The sequence below is a fragment of the Alicyclobacillus sp. TC genome (assembly GCF_016804365.1).
Classification (GTDB): Bacteria; Bacillota; Bacilli; order Alicyclobacillales; family Alicyclobacillaceae; genus Alicyclobacillus_I; species Alicyclobacillus_I tolerans.
This window is the reverse complement of sequence record NZ_CP044434.1, coordinates 897,466-917,267: the sequence shown is the minus strand read 5'-3', so window position 1 is coordinate 917,267 and position 19,802 is coordinate 897,466. Positions and strand designations below refer to the sequence as shown.

Annotated in this window: 19 protein-coding genes; 8 read left to right on the top strand and 11 right to left on the bottom strand. The window is 45.3% G+C overall.

What is annotated here, in order from left to right; translation table 11 throughout:
• Window positions 1-9: 9 nt before the first annotated feature.
• Window positions 10-1,113, bottom strand: a complete 1,104-nt coding sequence (locus FY534_RS04395) for a PucR family transcriptional regulator (protein WP_203115291.1) — start codon at window positions 1,111-1,113, stop codon at window positions 10-12.
• 220 nt (window positions 1,114-1,333) lie between these two features.
• On the opposite strand from FY534_RS04395, the gene FY534_RS04390 reads away from it, so the two are divergent.
• Both FY534_RS04390 and FY534_RS04385 read left to right on the top strand, forming a co-directional pair.
• On the top strand, window positions 1,334-2,764 hold the full coding sequence (locus tag FY534_RS04390) for an NAD-dependent malic enzyme (protein WP_072872708.1): 1,431 nt from the start codon (window positions 1,334-1,336) through the stop codon (window positions 2,762-2,764).
• A 176-nt stretch (window positions 2,765-2,940) separates the two neighbouring features.
• The gene (locus FY534_RS04385) at window positions 2,941-4,164 is read left to right on the top strand and encodes an MFS transporter (protein ID WP_165611916.1); all 1,224 of its coding nucleotides are present in this window, start codon (window positions 2,941-2,943) and stop codon (window positions 4,162-4,164) included.
• Window positions 4,165-4,219: 55 nt separating this feature from the next.
• Here FY534_RS04385 and FY534_RS04380 read toward each other — a convergent pair whose 3' ends face one another.
• Window positions 4,220-4,969, bottom strand: coding sequence for a glycerophosphodiester phosphodiesterase (locus FY534_RS04380; protein ID WP_072872710.1), 750 nt, complete (start codon window positions 4,967-4,969; stop codon window positions 4,220-4,222).
• Window positions 4,970-5,115: 146 nt separating this feature from the next.
• Here FY534_RS04380 and FY534_RS04375 point away from each other — a divergent pair, with 146 nt between their 5' ends.
• Window positions 5,116-5,601 (top strand): hypothetical protein, encoded by a 486-nt coding sequence (locus FY534_RS04375; RefSeq protein ID WP_203115290.1) that lies wholly within the window; start codon window positions 5,116-5,118, stop codon window positions 5,599-5,601.
• A 91-nt stretch (window positions 5,602-5,692) separates the two neighbouring features.
• Here FY534_RS04375 and FY534_RS04370 read toward each other — a convergent pair whose 3' ends face one another.
• The 3 genes from FY534_RS04370 to FY534_RS04360 all read right to left on the bottom strand — a co-directional run bounded on the left by FY534_RS04370 (window position 5,693) and on the right by FY534_RS04360 (window position 11,473).
• Window positions 5,693-7,003: a S1C family serine protease gene (locus FY534_RS04370; protein ID WP_203115289.1), complete on the bottom strand. Its 1,311-nt coding sequence runs from the start codon at window positions 7,001-7,003 to the stop codon at window positions 5,693-5,695.
• A gap of 312 nt (window positions 7,004-7,315) precedes the next feature.
• The gene (gene odhB / locus FY534_RS04365) at window positions 7,316-8,545 is read right to left on the bottom strand and encodes a 2-oxoglutarate dehydrogenase complex dihydrolipoyllysine-residue succinyltransferase (protein ID WP_203115288.1); all 1,230 of its coding nucleotides are present in this window, start codon (window positions 8,543-8,545) and stop codon (window positions 7,316-7,318) included.
• 90 nt (window positions 8,546-8,635) lie between these two features.
• Complete coding sequence (locus FY534_RS04360; RefSeq protein WP_072872713.1) at window positions 8,636-11,473, bottom strand: 2-oxoglutarate dehydrogenase E1 component; 2,838 nt, start codon at window positions 11,471-11,473, stop codon at window positions 8,636-8,638.
• A 169-nt stretch (window positions 11,474-11,642) separates the two neighbouring features.
• On the opposite strand from FY534_RS04360, the gene dat reads away from it, so the two are divergent.
• From dat to FY534_RS04340, 4 genes are all read left to right on the top strand, one after another.
• Window positions 11,643-12,506, top strand: a complete 864-nt coding sequence (gene dat / locus FY534_RS04355) for a D-amino-acid transaminase (RefSeq protein WP_203115287.1) — start codon at window positions 11,643-11,645, stop codon at window positions 12,504-12,506.
• Window positions 12,503-13,312, top strand: coding sequence for a substrate-binding domain-containing protein (locus FY534_RS04350; protein WP_203115286.1), 810 nt, complete (start codon window positions 12,503-12,505; stop codon window positions 13,310-13,312). Before dat ends, FY534_RS04350 begins: the two co-directional genes overlap by 4 nt.
• Window positions 13,313-13,415: 103 nt before the next feature.
• On the top strand, window positions 13,416-13,637 hold the full coding sequence (locus tag FY534_RS04345; protein WP_072872716.1) for a hypothetical protein: 222 nt from the start codon (window positions 13,416-13,418) through the stop codon (window positions 13,635-13,637).
• An 11-nt stretch (window positions 13,638-13,648) separates the two neighbouring features.
• Window positions 13,649-14,065 (top strand): spore coat protein, encoded by a 417-nt coding sequence (locus FY534_RS04340; RefSeq protein ID WP_238413658.1) that lies wholly within the window; start codon window positions 13,649-13,651, stop codon window positions 14,063-14,065.
• Between the two features lie 155 nt (window positions 14,066-14,220).
• On the opposite strand, the gene pcp is transcribed toward FY534_RS04340, so the two are convergent.
• Window positions 14,221-14,883 carry a pyroglutamyl-peptidase I gene (gene pcp / locus FY534_RS04335; RefSeq protein WP_072872718.1) on the bottom strand — a complete coding sequence of 221 codons (663 nt, stop codon included), beginning with the start codon at window positions 14,881-14,883 and terminating at the stop codon, window positions 14,221-14,223.
• Between the two features lie 96 nt (window positions 14,884-14,979).
• Window positions 14,980-15,549 (bottom strand): manganese catalase family protein, encoded by a 570-nt coding sequence (locus FY534_RS04330; protein WP_072872719.1) that lies wholly within the window; start codon window positions 15,547-15,549, stop codon window positions 14,980-14,982.
• Window positions 15,550-15,687: 138 nt separating this feature from the next.
• Here FY534_RS04330 and FY534_RS04325 point away from each other — a divergent pair, with 138 nt between their 5' ends.
• The gene (locus tag FY534_RS04325; RefSeq protein ID WP_203115285.1) at window positions 15,688-16,281 is read left to right on the top strand and encodes a histidine phosphatase family protein; all 594 of its coding nucleotides are present in this window, start codon (window positions 15,688-15,690) and stop codon (window positions 16,279-16,281) included.
• On the opposite strand, the gene FY534_RS04320 is transcribed toward FY534_RS04325, so the two are convergent.
• The 4 genes from FY534_RS04320 to cobU are packed head-to-tail and all read right to left on the bottom strand — an operon-like array spanning window position 16,278 to window position 19,602.
• Complete coding sequence (locus tag FY534_RS04320) at window positions 16,278-17,351, bottom strand: pyridoxal phosphate-dependent aminotransferase (protein ID WP_203115284.1); 1,074 nt, start codon at window positions 17,349-17,351, stop codon at window positions 16,278-16,280. The two genes, FY534_RS04325 and FY534_RS04320, sit on opposite strands and share 4 nt — an antisense overlap.
• Window positions 17,352-17,363: 12 nt before the next feature.
• The gene (gene cobS / locus FY534_RS04315) at window positions 17,364-18,110 is read right to left on the bottom strand and encodes an adenosylcobinamide-GDP ribazoletransferase (protein WP_203115283.1); all 747 of its coding nucleotides are present in this window, start codon (window positions 18,108-18,110) and stop codon (window positions 17,364-17,366) included.
• Window positions 18,098-19,057 carry an adenosylcobinamide-phosphate synthase CbiB gene (gene cbiB, locus FY534_RS04310; protein ID WP_203115282.1) on the bottom strand — a complete coding sequence of 320 codons (960 nt, stop codon included), beginning with the start codon at window positions 19,055-19,057 and terminating at the stop codon, window positions 18,098-18,100. The genes cobS and cbiB overlap by 13 nt, the downstream gene beginning before the upstream one ends.
• Entirely contained in the window at window positions 19,054-19,602 is a 549-nt protein-coding gene (cobU, locus tag FY534_RS04305) for a bifunctional adenosylcobinamide kinase/adenosylcobinamide-phosphate guanylyltransferase (RefSeq protein WP_203115281.1), read from the bottom strand. Before cobU ends, cbiB begins: the two co-directional genes overlap by 4 nt.
• Window positions 19,603-19,802 lie beyond the last annotated feature (200 nt).

The window sequence follows — 19,802 nt, the reverse complement described above, 5'->3', positions numbered from 1 at the left end:
GCAACCTGCCTATTCGGCTTCTGTTCCCGGAAACTTCTGATGGCTGTTTCGCTTTGCCACTTCATTGGCCAAGTAGAGAGAAAGTGCATCTTCAAAGCGGCGTACATCATATCCAGTAGATTCGCGCAAACGCTCAATTCGATTGAGCAGCGTATTGCGATGGACAAACATTCTGCGTGCTGCCTCACTGACATTCAAATGAGCCTGCATCATAGCTTGCAAAGTTCCCGCCAAATCGGGTGGCAGAGGAAATGGATACCCATTGACTCGTGAAGAAGCAGCATGTAAAAGCAATCGGTCATAGGAGCCATCAATCGACATCAAAGTGAGATATGGCAAACCTTCCGCAAAAGTCAGCAGCCGCTGCTGCGCCTCCTGTTGGTGACGCTGCACAAACCATTGGTGGACCATTGCCAGACTGAGAATAGCACGCTTGGTCAGCCGTGCATCATCCATGCGCTCCGAGACCAATACACGTGCCGTCAAAAGTGCATCCGACTCCAAGGCAGCAATCACGCTATAGAGCAATTGACAGAGACTTGTCCGCTCACTTTCCTCTCCATCTGCCAAAGGAGAGCCCAGTAACTGAAACCCCGTATCCAAAGATGACAAAGGTTGCGCCAACAGCAGAGCTGATTCTCCTTGCTCAAACCAATACATCCAATCGGGAGAGAGATGGGCCAGTATAATTTCTTCCGTCAATTGACGTATTTCATCTTCTAAAACACCTGGTTTCATTTGAAACCAGAGCAAATAAGCCGGTACCAAAGTATCCAATTTATCCTCGTCTTCCACCTTTATGGTTGACCAACGCTCTATGAGCGCTGGTAACGTTAACAAGTTGGCCTCTGTTAACCAAACATGGGGTTGAAAAGATTTTCTCCCCATTCCGACCCGGGCACGAAACAGACGACGAGTCTCTTCTATCGCATTGCGCAAGGATGCCGTCAGATATTGATTTTTCACCACCAACCAGACATCGTCATCAAAGGCAAAGAACGATTCCTCACTGGAAAGTGACTGTTGGCTTCTGGAAGCAGCAGAAACCCAGCGATACTCCGCCTGCGCAGCCTGCAACCAGTACTCTAGCAAAGGTTTCAACTCATTCCACAAGCATTTCACCCCCATGAATTAGGCCATCCCAACAAATGTACGATTCTATCGACAGTAATCGACCCAAGGATTCTATTAAACATGATACAATGAAGGACATTCAATACAACATGAAGCATTGCAAGTTCCTTGCTCCCAGTGTCAGCGGGTTTCTTTTTCAACGGACTTGTGTCTTTGCTTCCTCCGAGACCACTACTTTTACAAGGAGGCATCATTTTTTATGGAAGTCCATAATGGTGCAGCTATCTCTCTCATTTTCCGCCTTGAGTTGAATACAAACGTCACGTCTTTTGCACGCGTGGCAAGCTTGGTTGGTGACAACGGCGGAGACATCATCGCTGTGGACGTCATTCGCGTCAGCAAAGAGACCATGGTCCGCGACGTCACCATTAATGTAAATAATCGCGATCACGGTCATAAAATTGCATCGCTTCTCAATGAAGAAAACGGTATTACAGTGGTTGCTGTATCAGACCGGACTTTCCTTGTCCATCTGGGCGGTAAAATTGAAGTAACGCCAAAACTTCAAGTGAAAAACCGCGACGATTTAAGCCGTGTATACACGCCACATGTTGCTCGTATTTGCGAGGCTATTCACGAAGACCCATCAAAAGCGTTCCAGTTGACCATCAAGCGCAACACGGTGGCTGTGGTCTCGGACGGCACGGCAGTCTTAGGTTTGGGAGATATTGGACCTCGTGCCGCAATGCCTGTCATGGAAGGGAAAGCCATGCTCTTCAAACAATTCGCCAATGTTGACGCTTTCCCCATTTGCCTGGATACAAAAGACCCTGACGAAATTGTCTCTATTGTCAAAGCTATTGCACCAGCATTTGGCGGCATTAATTTAGAAGACATCGCTTCACCACGTTGTTTTTACATTGAAGAAAAATTGAAACAGGAATTGGATATCCCCGTTTTCCATGACGATCAGCATGGCACAGCTGTTGTACTTTTGGCTGGTCTTATTAACGCCACCAAAATCGTCCAAAAACCGATGGAATCTCTGAAAGTTGTCGTCGTAGGAATTGGTGCTGCAGGTGTAGCCTGCACAAAAATGATGCTTGCGGCAGGAATCAAAAATATTCTCGGCGTAACTTTGGAAGGCGTTCTTCATCGCGGCAAAACGTATGAAAACGACATATGGAATTGGTATGCTGAACATACCAATCCAGAAAACGTTGAGGGCGATCTCGCCAGTGCCATTCAGGGTGCAGACGTTTTTGTTGGTGTATCTGGCCCAGGCGTCCTCAAAGTAGAACATATTAAGAGTATGGCCAAAGATCCCATTGTTTTTGCCATGGCTAATCCAACACCTGAGATTCAACCTGAGTTAGCTGCGCCGTACGTGCGAGTACTAGCTACTGGCCGTTCGGACTATCCGAACCAAATCAATAATGTGCTCTGCTTCCCTGGTATTTTTAAAGGCGCATTGCAAGCACGAGCATACACCATTAACGAAGAAATGAAACTGGCAGCGGCGCACGCCATTGCCAACAGTGTTAAGGACGAAGAATTGACGGAAGACTATATTATTCCTTCTGTATTTAATACGCGCGTAGTCAAAGCTGTTTCTGACGCTGTGGCTAAAGCAGCAGTCGCTTCAGGAGTGGCACGACGCGAATCCATATCGGCAACCTACAACTTTTAACAATCCTCTGAAACGGGGCTGCCCATAAGCCATCTCGATAGATTATGGGCAGCCCCAGCCAGGAAATCCAAAAACATCTGAAAACCTGCACGACTAAAATTAAATTCTTTATTTTACGTCTTGCTCACCAAGGAAGACACGTGTATGCTTGCGTCTGTAGATTGTAAGGAAGGAACGTGAGCACCTTGGTGTACAGACTAGCGTTTTTCTTATCCCTCTTTGGCATGTTCACGTTTGGCGCGATCGACATGACACGCGGTGTAGCAGCGCCACTCATGCAATCAGGATGGCATCTCAGTTACTTACAACTAGGCTATTTATTTACCATCAACTCTCTCGGCTACTTACTCGGTTCCTTTATCGCCGGCTGGATTCTTGATAGATTTGGCATATCTGCTTGTTCAAAAGCAGGTGCACTGCTTTCTAGTATGGGTCTTATTGGCGTTTTACAATCTCCAAACTATGAACTAGCCATGGTTAGTTTCGCTTTTGTCGGCACTGGTACAGGTGTATTGGAAATTGGTGTCAACGGCATTGTACCCTTAATTTCTAGAGAACCTTCTGACAATTCACGTCGTTTCAATACCTTGCACGGTTTCTACGGTGTAGGTTGTGTCATATTCCCAGTTCTTGCTGCCTGGCTTATGCATCGCAGCGGTAACTGGCAAAGTGGTTACTGGCTCACATCCGCTTTAATGGTAACCCTATTTCTTGCAACGCTTTTCTTTCCATATCGCAAAGTCGCCCCCAGCAAAGAATCGCCTGTAAAAAATACTTTGAAAGTGACAAAGCAGCATTCCCCGTGGCGTAGCCCTGTTTTTTTTGGCTTTGCTACTGCACTTACCGTCTATGTCATGATCGAAAGCGGGCTGGCTTCTTGGCTGCCCACTTATATGGTACATGTACACAGAACAACCCTTCATGTAGGCTCACTCTACTTAACAGGCTTCTATTTTTTGTTCACCTGTGGTCGCTTGAGCGGACAGTTTTGGGTACATCGCTTAGGAGAATACCGCTCCATTTATTTGGCTGGAAGTCTCTTGTTGCTCAGTCTCTTAGTGACTGTATGCTTCCCATCCACAACCGTCCTCCTTATGGTAGCTGGAGCCGGATGCTCCGTTATCTTTCCAACTGTTGTGGCTATTGCGAGTCACGCATTCCCACGCAATGTAGGAACAGTCTTAGGAATTCTCTTTACAGCAGCTGGCATTGGCAGCCTGGCTATTAACACCATCATTGGTTTTTTGGCAACAGAACTCGGACTGCAAAAAGCGTTTTGGATTTTCCCGCTACTGGTTGCCTTTGTGCTTCTCTCAGTGCTGGCTACTCATTTGCTTGATAACCGTCGGCGCACAGCAATTGAAATGGCCATAAGAGACACAGCCGATTATCCTATATAATCTATGGATGCGGCTTAACCATCGGCCCGATGCATCAACCCGCTGTGCTTCTGATTCAATTCTTTTCTTCCAGGGCATCGCGAATGTCTTCCAAACAATCTGTGATCATAGCGTCAACTCCTGCACTTGTCAGTTTTTGCGCTGCCTCTCGGTGATTGACTGTATAGACATGAACTCGTATGCCCTGGGCTTGTAGGATCTCAAGCGTGGACAGGTCAAGCAGCCGATAGTCCGGATGGTAAGCGTTTGCCTTCCAATGTTTCATATAAACCCATGGTTGATGAATTGGCTCTGCTACCAGAAGACCTGTCTGAGCTTGAGATTCCATTTCCTTTAAAATACATAGCAAAGGGTGCTGAAAAGACGAAAAAATAACTTTCTCCAACATTCGATATTGCTTTACCAAGGATAAAACACGTTGTGCCAGTCTGTCATAGGACGGATTGCCCCTACTCCTTTTCAATTCCAGATTGACAGTCATATACGGCGCCCGCTTTACAACCCAGTCCAAAACTTCTTCCAAAGTAGGAATGCGGCAGTCAGAAAACTCTGCACCTTTCCAACTTCCCGCATCAAGTTGTCGAAGTTCATGAGAACTTTTTTCTTCCACCCATCCTCTACCATTCGTAGTGCGTTCCAATCTATTATCATGGATAATGACAGGCACACCATCACCGCTCAAGTGGACATCCAGTTCTATACCATCCGCACCATGAATGCTTGCTTGTTCAAATGCAAGCATTGTATTCTCCGGGTATTTTAAAGAATATCCTCTATGCGCCCAAATTTGTGTACGTTTTTCCAATGGATTTCCTCCACTACCAGGATATAATCACAGCTACATCTATGATAGTACGCCATTATGAAGATCTCGTAAAAAAAGAGTTCATCTTGAGAATTTTGGGCAAAATGTACATATCTTTGCGAAGAAATCAGGCATGTTTTTGAGGAATGAAAGGAGGGATTGGTATCGTAGACAAGCTGGAAAGTGGCATGATTCATCTGCAGGAGCAATTGCGTCTTCCATCCGGCCAACCTGTTCCGACAAAAACAAGCTCAAATACGATACAAGAAAATACGGATACATTAACAGAAATTTTAAAAGCTTGGAAAACTACGATTGAGCAGACCGATCCTGCTATTCACGTCTGCCTCAATCCTACGGTTGGAGTCAACAGTTTGCTGATAACGGACGATTTGGCTGCATGTACTGTGACACTCACAATGCTGGAAGGAACTGAAGATGTCAAACTTACCGTAAACAATGGTAAGTGGTCAGATCGAGGACAAGCTTGGTCCGATGAACAAATACTCTATCAGGGACCGATCCATCAGTCTTTTTTAAACGAAGCGTTTTTACCCGTTTGGCTAACCTGGTACAAACAAGCCCTTATTGATCGCCGCCGAAAGCACGGCTTGATGTCAGATAACCTGTAACTTCTCTTTTCAACTGTGTACAACAGCAAAAAAGTGGCAGAAAGACGTTACGCGTCCCTGCCACATACTGAAATGAACGGATCGTCCAATTTTAATTAAAGAGCGAACTGCTATTTCCGCCAGAAACTTGCGGCGTTATGAAAGGATTGCTGTTCTGGTTACTTTGACTGTTGTTTCCACCTGTATCAGTTGTATTTGGTGATTTCAACTCACTCAGTTTTACGTGTAAGGTCTCTTTTTTCGAACCGTCATAAACCGTCAACGTTACAACGTCTCCTGGTTTCATACCAAATAACTCTGTACGCAAATCAGCAGCATCTGTAATTTGATGACCATTCAAAGCCACTATAACATCGCCCACTTTTAAGCCAGATGCTTGAGCGTATGGTGTATCCACCGACTGCACATACACGCCGTAATCTACAGGAACATTCGGCCAATACGGTTGAGGAACCGACTGCAACGACATTGCTGTGATACCAAGTGCCGGGTGTACAGCATGACCTGTGCGAATAATTTCAAACGCTATTTCTTGCACTTCATTGGAAGGAATGGCAAAACCCATACTCTGAAATCCTTGAGCCACAATTTTGCTGCTGTTTATGCCCATGACCTGCCCCTGCAAATTCAGTAATGGACCCCCACTGTTGCCAGGGTTAATGGGCGCGTCTGTCTGAATAACCGGTTGATAATCAAGAATTTGTTGAGAATTGGGCTCTTCCACTGGCATATCGCGATTAAGACCACTGATGATGCCGGATGTCACAGTTTCCGAGAAATTTAAACCACCCGGTGTACCAATGGCCACAGCAGGTTCTCCAACCTGTAAATGATTCGAGTTGACAAATTGTGCTGGCTGTACACCTGCAAATACTTTGCTAGGCACCTTGAGCACGGCCAAATCGGTATAGGGATCTGTCCCAACCACCTGTGCTTTGACAGTTTTACCATTACTCAATACAATCTGTACACCTGCTCCACCTTGAACGACGTGATTGTTCGTCACAATATAGGCTGTATTTTGATGTTGATAGAAATATACACCCGATCCGATATCCGATTGCTGGAGAGTAGACTGATTGCTGAACGGATTCTGAACCGAATCATAATTGACCACTGCCACAACATCAGGTTTCATTTTTTTTGCAACTTGAGTAATAGCACTGTTTACATTGACATTAATATTCTCTGATACGGGTGCTACATTAGGAGTTGAACCATAGGGTAGAAAGGAACCCGTATTGTTATTATTTTGCGTACTTAAAAATGACGAAAAGGCAAAAGTAGCTCCGCTACCGACAAGTGCCGAGAGTATGACAACGCTTGCCCATTTTCCCACAGAGCGAATTGTGCTGCCAGTAGCTTGCAGGTGTTTTGGCTCTCTATCACGATAGAAACCCATCACAACTCCTCCTCGCTTTGCGGTTCTGACTGTGCGCTTTTCATAAACTCTAAATAGAGGTTTTGTAAGCCTTGAGGGCTAATGAACTACAGTCTCGAACCATCACTTTCAACGTCTTACAGTATAGACAGACTTTCTTGAAATACTCTTGAAAGAAGCCTTTTGATTTGTTTTTTTCTACATTGAATTCAAAAATAGCCTATGTAAAAATTGTTACTTCAGAGGAAATTCATTTCCGCTTCATAAAAAAATCCCCGCATACCACAAGGGTACACGGGAACTGCGGGTAAAAAAGAAACTGGCTTACATGAATTAACCTTCTAGCAACAGTGATTCAGGGTCTTCCACCATGTTTTTCACGGCTGCCAAAAATCTTACAGCCTCACTACCATCGACAATGCGATGATCGTAAGACAGCGCAATGTACATCATGGGACGAATCTCCACTTGCCCATTGACAGCAATTGGACGATCTTTAATACCGTGCATGCCCAAAATACCCACCTGCGGAGCATTTAAAATCGGAGTGGACATGAGCGAACCGAAAATACCGCCATTGGTGATGGTAAATGTGCCACCACTCAATTCCGCCAGCGTGAGTTTGCCTTCACGAGCACGTGCTGCTAATGAAGCAATTTCTTTCTCAATACCAGCAAAAGTCAACTTGTCCGCATCTCGAACTACTGGCACGACCAATCCTTCTCCGGTTGAAACAGCCACACCAATATCGTAATAGTGTTTAAGAATCATATCTTCGCCCTGAATCTCTGCATTGAGACGAGGGAATTGCTTTAATGCGCCCACTACAGCCTTGGTAAAGAATGACATAAACCCGAGTCCAACACCAAACTTGTCCTTAAATTCATCTTTGCGACGTTTACGAACATTCATAATAGCGGTCATGTCCACTTCGTTGAAAGTAGTCAACATGGCTGCTGTATGCTGAGCCTCTACCAGTCTCTTGGCAATTGTTTGGCGACGACGACTCATACGCACGCGTTCTTCCGGCTTTCCAGACACCGATGCTGATGAAGTTGTTGAGGGTTGTGCATCTGGAGCCTTGGTTTGCGTTTGAGGAGCGGAGGCTGATACGACAGTTTTTTGCAATTCTGCCACTGACACACCTTTTTCACGCGCCAATTTGCGAATGGACGGTGGCGCGTTTACATCTTCGCGCTGTGGAGCTGGCGAGTGCGCAGCTGTTGAAGTATTGGTTGAAGTCGCCGTGCTAGCTGCCGATTGAACAGCTTGGGCAGCAGGTTCTGCCGGCTTGGCAGCCGTTTGTGTAGAAGGTGTAGCTGCCGATCCGTTTTCATCAATCACAGCAATAACTTCTCCAACAGTCACTGTATCCCCATTTTGTTTATTCACAGAAGCAAGTACACCAGACACTTCTGCCATGACTTCCAGATTTACTTTGTCGGTTTCCAACTCTGCAATGGCGTCGCCAGCATTGACTGTATCGCCGACATTTTTCAACCATTGGCTGATGGTGCCTTCTACAATCGATTCGCCCATTTCTGGTACGCGAACTTCTGCCATTTTGTCCAACTCCCTCTCTCCATCACAATCCATCGTCAGTAATATTGGCTATTAGTTGAGATTGCTTATTCCGTCCATAAAATACTCTGTTTACGCCAAAACGCGCCCTGTCGAAGGAACCATTGCCTGTTCCAGAATTGCTTTTTGCATTGCTGTATGCATACCAGCTTTACCTTCAGCAGGACTGCAACGCTCCGGACGACCACAGTAACGAAGCTCCACTTCTTTGGAAAGCAGATTCAGCAGACGTGGTTGTACATAAGACCACGCACCCATATTCATAGGCTCTTCTTGCAGGAAAACGACTTCTTTAAGATTTTGCAACTGCTGTAACTGTGCCTGAATCTCTTTTTCCGGGAAAGGATACAATTGTTCGAGACGCAAAACACGCAAATCTTCAACTTTCTGTTTAGTTTCAGACAAGGCAGTTTCAAATTCCACAGCTACTTTACCTGTGCAGACAACCAGACGACGAACATCCGCATCAGGCAATTCCTGTCCCGCTGTTAACAACAAAGGTTGGAAGCCGCCTTTAGTAAACTCTTCCCAAGCAGAAGCCGCATGAGGATTACGCAATAGACTCTTTGGCGCCATCACAATCAAAGGTCGCGGCTCTGACTGTAAGCGGCGAGCTTGATCTCTTAACAAATGGAAATACTGTGCGGCGGTTGTAGGATAAACCACACGCCAGTTATTTTCAGCCGAAAGCGACAAATAGCGTTCCAAGCGAGCACTTGAGTGTTCTGGACCTTGACCTTCATACCCGTGCGGTAAGAGCAGAACCAATCCTGAAGGTTGTTTCCATTTGGAATAGCCCGCTGAAATAAACTGGTCAATAATCCCCTGTGCCGTATTGGCAAAATCTCCATACTGCGCTTCCCACAGAACCATCGTTTCTGGAGCCAATACGTTATATCCATACTCAAAACCAAGTACACCCATTTCTGACAAAGGCGAATTATGGATATCAAAACTGGCTTTAGCACCAGATAAATCATGGAGCGGACAATAACTGGAACCCCCATTCATATCATGCAAAACCAAGTGGCGTTGACTAAAGGTACCCCGCTCAGAATCCTGTCCAGTCAGTCGGATAGGTGTTCCCTCGCGCAAAATAGTAGCAAAGGCAAGCGTTTCTGCATGTCCCCAGTCTACTGCACCATCTTTTTCAAATGCCTGCAGGCGACGTTGAAGAATGCGGTGCAACTTAGGATAGGGTGTGAATGACTCCGGAAATTGCAGCAATTCTTGATTGATTTGCATCAATTCGTCTTTACTGACACCCGTTTGAGCAGGCGGCAACAGTTCCGCAGCCATACCATTGTCGGCCTCATCTTCCGTTACCTTAGCCACATCAGCATAAGCATTTTTCAACGTCTGCTGGATACGGGCCACATACTCATCCGCTTCACCCTGCCGTATGACTTGGTTGGCCTCGAGACGCTTTGCGTAGATCTCACGCACACGTGGATGGGCATTGACTTTCTCGTATAAAAGCGGCGAGGTTACAGACGGATCGTCACCTTCATTGTGTCCCCAACGGCGATAGCCAATTAAATCAATCAAGAAATCCTTATGAAATTCAGCACGATAGGCATGTGCCAAACGTACAGCGAATAAACAAGCTTCTGGATCGTCCGCATTGACATGCACAATGGGAATCTCATAACCTTTGGCCAAATCGCTGGCATATCGCGTCGAACGACCTTCCTGGGATGTGGCCGTAAATCCGAGTAAATTATTTGTAATAATATGAATGGTTCCACCTGTGCTGTACCCAGCGAGTCGAGACAGATTCAACGTCTCAGCCACAACACCTTCACCGGGAAACGCCGCATCACCGTGTACCAGTATCGCCAGTGTGGAATCCACATCTTGCTGTGGGGTCCCCGGACGTTGACGGTCATCCTGAGCTGCGCGGGCAAAACCTTCGACAACCGGATCGACAAATTCCAGGTGACTAGGATTATTCGCCAATACCAAACGTACGGACTGCGCGCCTTCGCCATTCATGGTGCGCGTTCCGCCTAAATGGTACTTGACATCACCTGACCAGCCAAAGTTGATACCCGTAGAACCTTCAGAAGGGACAAGTTCCTTATTGACGGCAGTATGAAATTCTGAGAATATTTTGGCATAAGGCTTTTGCAACACATGTGCCAATACATTGAGTCTACCGCGATGCGCCATGCCAATCATGACGTTTTTCGCACCTTTAGCTATGGCGTTGCGAATAATTTCATCCATCATGGGCACAAGAGCATCCACGCCTTCGATGGAAAATCGTTTCTGCCCCACAAATGTCCTGTGCAAGAACGTCTCAAACTCTTCAACTTCTGTGAGACGTTCAAGAAGTTGTTTCTTCTCATCTGAACCAAGATGGCAAGAAGCTTCATTTTGTTCGACAAACTTGCGTAGCCACTCCCGTTCACGCGGACGGTGAACTTGAGCAAACTCAAACGAAATGTTGCCCGTATAGAGCGACTTCAGCCAGAGAAAAGCGTCCCACCCGGTTTCCACAGATGCTGGCGCGTCTGGCAAAACCATTTGCGCTGGAATAGAACGCATATCCTCTTCACTTAAGCCATGATAGGCTGGGTCGAGTACAGGGGTATCCACTTTCTCAGGTTGGAGCGGATTTGTTTCTGCAAGCAGATGACCATACTCCACAACATTGCGCAACAATTCATGTAAAGCGACGACTTTCTGAATCGCATAAGCGGATCCAGCCGCCGATTGGCTCTCACCAACATGCTCCTCGCTGGTTGGCAACGGCGCCCCATGCGTCGCAAAAAATTCCCGCCATGAAGCGTCAACAGCATCTGGATTGGTTTTGTACAACTCGTACATCTCGGCAGCATAACCAAGATTTGGACCATAGAAGCTCCGCCATGACGTTGTGTCAGTTTGTCTGCTGGGATCCTGCATTGAAGCGTCCTCCTCATGAGCGACTCCTAAAATTACACCTTGACTATTGTACCATAACCGTACATTCCATTCCCAAATTCCCTGCGTCAATTTGCACAAAAATCGTGACAGAACTGCTACTATAGATAACATCAAGAGATGGCGAGATTGCGAAGGAGGAGACTGAATCTTGCAAAATCGTTGGACATGTGTAAACGGAAAACTTCTTCCGACTGAAGAAGCGCTGTTGCCTGTAGAAGATCGGGCGCTGCAATTTGGTGATGGTGTTTACGAAGTTATCCGCCTTTATCGCGGTACACCATTTGCTCTTAAGCAACACTTGGCCCGACTTTCCGCTTCATCCGCAGCTATTATGCTCGACTATGGGTGTGTGGAAAACGAACTGCAAGCTTCTCTTGAGGCAATTTTACAAAAAGCCAGCGGCCAGGACGGTCAGATCTACATACAAGTCACACGGGGCACTGCCATACGAAATCATCGATTTCCTGAGCATACCCGTCCTAATGTCATATGTACATTCTCTCCTCTACCCGCAAAGAACGCTATTCAACTACTAAAAACGGTCACACTTCCAGATGAACGCTGGATGCACTGCAACATTAAAGCCACCAGTTTGCTTCCCAATATTCTGGCTAAAGAGAAAGCGTATCGGCATGGTGCGGATGAAGCCATTCTTTATCGTTCTAGCGAACATATCACAGAAGGAAGCAGTTCTAACATTTTTATGGTTCAATCAGGAACGATCATTACGCATCCAGCAAACCAATGGATTTTAAACGGGATTACTCGCCAATACGTACTGGCTTTAGCGAAGTCCTTACAAATCCCTTATGAAGAAAGGGTTTTTTCTTTACAGGAATTACTTAACGCTGATGAAGTCATCGTCACATCAACTCTGCAAGAAATTGCCGCTGTGGTAGAGATTGATCATCATCCTGTACAAAACGGGTGTGCAGGTCCATTGACGCGGCGATTACACGAAGAATTCATGGGCAGTCTGAGCACAGAATGGTTTTGGGAGCATGCCATATGAGTCAAACTTGCCGAATTTGCGTTTTTCCTGGAGCACAAAATTTACCCCTTTGGTATATGCAAAAAAATTTCCCGGAGACTATGCTGGATTTGCAATACACTTCATCCCGTGATGAACAGTTTCAGCTATTAAACGACCGACAGGTTGACTTGATTTATACCGCTCCCGACAACCTGCTGCAAGATGATGCAAAAGATATAGAAATGATTCACCCAGCAGCGATGATGCCGCTCTATCTCATGGCAACTCCGGGCTTTCGAGAACGCCAGCGACTGGCAGTTGATCATCCTGCGAGCGGCTATGCCCTCATTGCTTATCAGGCAGTTCAGAGTATAGGTTTGTCTCTGCAAGATATAGAAGTTGTCTCCGCTGGAGGCACACGTCAGCGATATGAAGCAATGTTGCACGGTAAAGCAGAACTTGGTTTACTGCACGCACCATTTTCCAATCTGGCACAGGCAAACGACTGGTTTATTCTTGCTGCACCTTCTCTGGACGATCCGTTACTGGTTGCGGCATGTCTTTCTGAACATAGACATTCGCCTCTGATTGAAAATTTTTTAAATCAATACCAACAGGCAGTTGAAAAGATAGTCCAGCCAGAAACAATGGAAACATGCGAGCAACTATTGCAACAACACATGTCCAATCTATCTCCATCCAGCATCCAGTCCATCGCAGTTGATATTCGCTCACAGCTTGAGCGATTGCCAACAACAATCAACAGCGATGAACAATCCGCATGGCTGAATCGCCTCTGGGAACGAAGAAAACATGCCAAATGGCCTGAGCGGATCGCCCATTAAATTTCCTGTTCAAGGGCAAAGGCCAGAACCACATTTTGTATAAGGAGCTTCCTCATCGCATACACTACACCCGCTTGTCATTCATGCGATAAGGAGGCTCCCTATGCAACCTTTGACGGCTAAAGAACTTGAATATATCGTGGATAGCATGTCCAATGAAGATTTGCTTCTTAAGCAGAGTGTCATTGCCACAGGACAGGCTAAAAGTCAGGTATTGCAAAATTTCTGCAACCAATTGCAAGATCGTCACGCAAGACACTATCAACATCTGCTAGACGTTCTTCAACAGCATGCTCCCTTAGCGCCTTCACAGAGCCAAAGATAGGAGGAATGGAAGTGTATCCGCAATCTCCCAATCCCTATACACAAACATCAATGGCAGCGAATTCCTGGATGGAAGATCAGGATTTGGCATATACCGTTTTGGCAGATTTGAAACGCGTCTGCCGCGAATACACAACAGCCGCTACAGAATCTAATTGTCCAGCAGTGCGGCAAATGTTTGTCAGTCTTTTAAACGATTCACTTCAACTTCAGGCCGAACTCTATCACCTGATGCAACAGCAAGGTTGGTATAACACATCATCACCAGCGATACGCAGCGAATTAGACAAGCAGGTACAGCAGTATCGCCAGTCTGAGCAAAAAACGCGTCAATGGGCTCAACAGCATAGATCACAGCCACAACAACCCATCCCACCAAACCAGACTTCCGCATATACTCCTCTTTATCCTAACGGTCACTATCAATAAATCGCTGTCTATCATGAACGCTTCTTACAACCATCGCCCAGACATGGTGTCCTATCAGATTTTAAGATGGGAATAAACTGCCTTGCCCTGTCTGGGCATCTTTGAAGATTCTATTCTCTACGATCGACCCGTTCTTGAATTCATAGAATGAAAACCTACTGTTCCGTTCCAGTCACAAGAAAAATATCCTTCTTCTCAGCCATTGCTGTACGCGCGCAAATTTCCAATCCTTGAACAATCATCTCCAAACTCATAGAAGGTTCCGAACGCTGCACGGTCTGCTCGGGTAAAAAGGGAATATGAACAAACCCGCCGCCTCGTATATGTGGATATTGTGTCGCCAAAAGATGCATCAACCCATAAAAGAGATGATTGCATACATAGGTTCCAGCCGAATAGGAAACGGAAGAAGGTATGCCTGCGTCGCGCATAGCTTGAACCATAGCTTTAACAGGCAGACTGCTCCAATAAGCTGTAGGTCCATTTTCCACTATCGGTCTATCGATGGGCTGTTGTCCTGCATTGTCCGGAATACGCGCATCGTCTAGGTTAATCGCAATTTTTTCTGGAGTCATGTGCATACGTCCACCCGCTTGACCTACACAAATCACTATCTCTGGATGGATATCTTCAATCGCTTGCTGAAGTATTTCTATGCTTCTATGAAATTCAGTAGGAATAGCTACTGCTTGTAAAACAACTTCGTCACCGTTCAATTCAAATGTTTTCCCCTGTAGACAGCGTGTTGCTTCCATGGAGGGATTGACAATATCTCCGGCGAATGGTTCAAAACCAGTCAATAAAACAAATTTCCGCAAAACAACCAGACCTTTCTGAGCAGAAATTCTTGCATCTTCATGAAAGCGTATACGACAAATATAAGTTTACCATGTCTGAATGAACTCCAAACCCTATTAAAAGATTTTTTGCTCCTCTTGATATTCTTTCAACATTTCAACAGCTTCGCGGAAACGCAAAGCATGAATAATTTCCCGCTCTCGCAAAAATTTTAGACTGTCTTGAATATCGACATCATCTGTTGAATCAATCATCCATTGGTAAGTAGCACGCGCCTTTTCTTCAGCTGCAATATCTTCATATAAATCAGCAATCGGATCGCCCTTGGAAGCGATATAAGCCGCTGTCCAAGGCACACCGCCTGCATTGGTGTAGAATAAAGACGGACCATGATTGAGAAAGTGAGGTTGCAAACCTGCCTCTCTCATTTGCTCAGGTGTGGCATCTTTCGTTAATTTATAAATCATTGTCGCAATCATTTCGAGGTGGGCAAATTCTTCTGTCCCAATGTCTGTAAGAAGCCCGATCACTTTATCTGGAATGGTATATCGCTGGTTTAAATAACGCAGAGCTGCTGCTAATTCTCCATCTGAACCGCCATACTGTTCCATCAATATTTTCGCCAGACGTACATCACATTTTCCTACACGTACAGGATATTGCAGTTTTTTCTCATATATCCACATGAAACCACCCCCGTTGCAGATACTGTCAGGGATGGATATGCGAAAATAGTTTGTACCTATGCAAATTATCATAGCAAAAATAAGTTCGATCACGATTTTTCATCATGTTAGTTTGATATTGAAAGCGAGTGAATGAAAATGACTACGCTGTTCTTTGTCAGACACGGCGTAACTGAAGAAAATCTCCAATATACGCTCATCGGGCATACGGACCCTTCTTTGCACCCACAGGGTATAGAGCAGGCCCATCAAGTTGCAAAAACATTAATGAATGAGGAAATAGAAACGGTGTATACTAGTCCTCTCAAACGCTGCCTGGAAACTGCCGAATGTATTGCTCAAACACACCATTCATTACCTGTACAAATTTGTCCTTCACTGCAGGAGATAAACCTTGGTATCGTTGATGGTATGTCTTCCTTTCTCGCCTACGAACGTTATCGTTCTTTACTCGATGAAGCACTAGACGAGTCTCTTACCGATTTTGCGTTTCCAGGTGGGGAACGAAGAAGCGAAGCATTGCAAAGGTTCCATACAGCTCTGAATAAGATCTGCTCACGCCATCCTCATGGTCATATTTGTGTTGTGACACACGGTGGTCTGTTAGGACTCTGGCTAGCTACTCTGCATGGAGATTCATTAGGTCGTTTTAGGCATTGGCAACCTCGTCATGGTACCATCACACGAGTTGAACGAAAGAATGACTCTTTTCTGCTGATTGACAACCGCTAAAAAGCTTGTAATGCTTGATTCAATGCGTTCCATAAGCTCTCATTTGCAGAATGTGTCTGAATAGCTACTCGTATATACCTTTCTGACAACGTAGCAAAGTCATGACAGCGCCGAACAAATATCCCTTCTGCTTCAAGACGTTTCAATATTTTGTGCACAGGTATGTTTTCATGGAAACGAAATAGAAAATAATTCACGCTTGGCATAAACAGATGTCCAGCATTTGAGCTGCCCCAAGTAGCTAAAATATACTGCTGTTCATGGGACAGCCAATTCCAGGTAGCTTCAGAAAATGCTCTATCTTGGTAAGCTGCTGTTGCAGCTGCTTGAGCAAGATGATTGACACTCCATCTGTCTCGGTTATGCTCGATTCGATTAGACAATTCTCGATGGGCGATGCCATAACCAAATCTCAGTCCTGGAATGGCATACATTTTAGTGGCGGATCGAACCACAACCAAATTGGGCAGGTGGATCACCTGACGCATCAATGTCCTGTTCTCTTCATCCAATCGAAAGTCCATAAACGATTCGTCCAAAAGTACTGTAACTTCTTTTCTACAGAGCATGGGCAAAGAAGCCGAGAATTCTTCCTGGCGCCAACAATATCCTGTTGGATTATGCGGGTTATTGATAATTAGCAAATCTCCCTTCATGGAAGAGTCCACAATTTCCAAGAGAGTATTCTGCAAAGAAGTATTTCCGATTGTTTTTTCCATCACTTTTGCGCCCGCTCGATATGCTGCCTGACGATATTCGGAAAAGGCAGGTTCCAGAATCCAGACGCGTTTCGGACTGAGTGACCGGATAGTTAAATCAAGGATCTCTGAAGCTCCATTCCCGCAAAATACTCCATAATCTTCTGATAAGCCGTATTTGCTGCGTATGGTTTCAATGACTCGAGATTGACGCGCGTCTGGATAATGACGAATTTCTTTTAATGCATCCTGAATTGCAGACATCACACTGCTTGGAGGACCAAGTGGATTAATGTTAGCGCTGAAATCAAGCAGTTCTGTCAAGCTTCTGCCACTCTGCTCTGCATATTCATAAATTCGCCCTCCATGCATGGACAATCTCTCCTAACGATTGAAAAATACGAGTAACATCCACCCAACCCATTCAACGATTTCATTTAAAGCCCCATAGGTATCACCTGTGTTGCCAGCAAATTTTTTGAACATCCATCCATTAAAAAGTAAAACGACGAACACGGAAACAAGCCATAACCAAAAGACTTCCTGGATAGGCAAGAGCAAAACAGATAACAACAATGTCATACATGTGGCTGCCAAGGTCACCCAAAAAGGAAGTTTTCGAGAAAAAAACCATCCTAGTCCTTCCTGACGAGCTGAAGGGAAAAACGCCATGGACCATACCATACTCAATCTGGAGAACATGGGGACAACCACAAAATAACCCAAATAGGGAGGAGATAAACTAGATAAAGCAGAAAACTTGCCTATCAACAATAAGAGTGCCGCCACTGCCCCCATGGCACCAATACGGCTGTCTTTCATAATCTCGAGCGCAATTTCACGAGAGCGTCTGCTACCTAGTGCATCAGCTGTATCCATCAAACCATCTAAATGGAGAGCTCCGGTGAGCCATGTATAGAGCGTAAGCGATATCGCACTCGCTGCCATTGAGGACAAATATCTGGAGAAAAACCAATCTGAAAGCCAGAGGACACCCCCCAATAACCCTCCGATGATTGGAAACCAAACTACACTTTTGCGAATATCTTGTTCAGAAACGTTGTGAATTTCAGGCGTAGGTACAATGGTTGTAAATTGAAAAGCCAGAAGGAGCCATCTCACAATCGCCATATCAGAACTCCTCCAAGTGAAGTCAACATCAGCAAGATAAGGCATGTAACTTGAATGATGCGAATCACACGTACAATATCTTTGGATTCCAAAGAACGAGTGGGATTCCCAAGCAGAGCGCGATGGGATGGAACACCCCCATAATAATTCACGCCCCCTAACTGTAGGTCTAAACCACCCGCTACCATGGACTCAGCGATTCCACTGTTTGGACTGGGATGTTTACGGGCATCGCGAAACATTATTTTCCATGCCTGACGCGCATTGTTTCCTGTTAATCCAATAGCTATCCACAAAAGCACAGCCGTAAACCGCGCCGGGATAAAATTGAGAAAATCGTCAAACCGGGCTGAGGCCCAGCCAAATTCTTGATATCGTTCATTTTTATAACCGACCATAGAATCCAGCGTATTAGTTGCACGATAAAGCATCGCCAGCGGAGCTCCACCTATACAAGCGTAAAAAACGGGCGATACAATGGCATCTACAATATTTTCCGCAAGCGTTTCGACAGTTGCTCGCAATACTTCGACTTCTGACAGATTTTCAGTATCCCTACCGACAATTTTGGCAACCTCATTACGCGCGGAATCTAGTCCTTCCTTTTGCAATCGGTGCAGAACGCCCCATCCAGCATCCTCCAAACCTTTCCAGGCGATAGTCGTAGCAATGACGAAAACATTGATGGCTACAGCTAACCAGAATATGTAGTGGTAGAGAAGAAAAAGTAGGCAAGCGAATGGAACAGAAGCTATCAAAAGAGTTGATAAGGTCAATAGTATTCCTTTTATCCGTTGCATCTGTCGAGAATGACCGGGGGTATTCCATCTTTTCTCAAACCAGGCAATATATTTGCCTAAAATAATAACGGGATGCGGAATCCAATGCGGATCTCCAATAATCCTGTCCAAAACTAACGCTAAAAAGGTTATGAAAAATAAATTCATGGGAGAGTAACCTCTATACTTTTTAAGTCAATTGGGATTCCAGCCACAACCCAGATTGCTTTTTCAGCGTCTCTGGCCATCCTTTGGTTTATCCAACCAAGACTGTCTCGATACTGTCTTGTGAAAGAATCCATTGGGACAATACCTTGTCCCACTTCACTAGAGACGATAACTACCGGTTGCTTCCGTTCCTTCATAGCAAGAAGCAAATTTTCACTGCGTCGACGTATCTCACCCTCGTCACAACCATCCAGAAACATCCAATTATTCAACAATAAAGACAAACAATCAATGAGCAACACATTCGACGTTTCACACGTTTTCAGCCATTGTTCTAATAAAAGAGGCACTTCTACAGTTTCCCAAGTATCCGGACGCTCTTGGCGATGGCGATCAATACGTGTCAGCATTTCTTTATCACTGGCTTGTGCGGTTGCCACATAAGTCACATTGAGTGAATGGCGATGGGCTAAACCTTCAGCTAAACGTTCTGCATATGCGCTTTTACCACTTCTGGCACCACCAAGCACCAAAAAAAATCCCATTTTGACCGTACTCCTTTACGCCAAATCATAAATCACTGGCTCACAACGGAGTACCAGCAAATCTTACACATTCAATTCTCCCGTAATGCTATGAGAATGTCTGCGATTCGTCAAGCATATGCCTCTAACGCTTGTCCATTGTCGAAACCATTACATTTTCACCAGTGCAAGCTAATCAGGCATAGACTAAAACCGTCCGG

What these genes read in the sequence shown, in the direction of transcription:
- FY534_RS04390 (WP_072872708.1), top strand. Translation starts at nt 1,334, where the DNA reads ATGGAAGTCCATAATGGTGCAGCTATCTCTCTCATTTTCCGCCTTGAG.
- FY534_RS04375 (WP_203115290.1), top strand. Translation starts at nt 5,116, where the DNA reads ATGAAAGGAGGGATTGGTATCGTAGACAAGCTGGAAAGTGGCATGATT.
- FY534_RS04370 (WP_203115289.1), bottom strand. Translation starts at nt 7,003, where the DNA reads ATGGGTTTCTATCGTGATAGAGAGCCAAAACACCTGCAAGCTACTGGC.
- odhB (WP_203115288.1), bottom strand. Translation starts at nt 8,545, where the DNA reads ATGGCAGAAGTTCGCGTACCAGAAATGGGCGAATCGATTGTAGAAGGC.
- FY534_RS04360 (WP_072872713.1), bottom strand. Translation starts at nt 11,473, where the DNA reads ATGCAGGATCCCAGCAGACAAACTGACACAACGTCATGGCGGAGCTTC.
- FY534_RS04350 (WP_203115286.1), top strand. Translation starts at nt 12,503, where the DNA reads ATGAGTCAAACTTGCCGAATTTGCGTTTTTCCTGGAGCACAAAATTTA.
- FY534_RS04345 (WP_072872716.1), top strand. Translation starts at nt 13,416, where the DNA reads ATGCAACCTTTGACGGCTAAAGAACTTGAATATATCGTGGATAGCATG.
- FY534_RS04330 (WP_072872719.1), bottom strand. Translation starts at nt 15,549, where the DNA reads ATGTGGATATATGAGAAAAAACTGCAATATCCTGTACGTGTAGGAAAA.
- FY534_RS04325 (WP_203115285.1), top strand. Translation starts at nt 15,688, where the DNA reads ATGACTACGCTGTTCTTTGTCAGACACGGCGTAACTGAAGAAAATCTC.
- FY534_RS04320 (WP_203115284.1), bottom strand. Translation starts at nt 17,351, where the DNA reads ATGCATGGAGGGCGAATTTATGAATATGCAGAGCAGAGTGGCAGAAGC.
- cobS (WP_203115283.1), bottom strand. Translation starts at nt 18,110, where the DNA reads ATGGCGATTGTGAGATGGCTCCTTCTGGCTTTTCAATTTACAACCATT.
- cbiB (WP_203115282.1), bottom strand. Translation starts at nt 19,057, where the DNA reads ATGAATTTATTTTTCATAACCTTTTTAGCGTTAGTTTTGGACAGGATT.
- cobU (WP_203115281.1), bottom strand. Translation starts at nt 19,602, where the DNA reads ATGGGATTTTTTTTGGTGCTTGGTGGTGCCAGAAGTGGTAAAAGCGCA.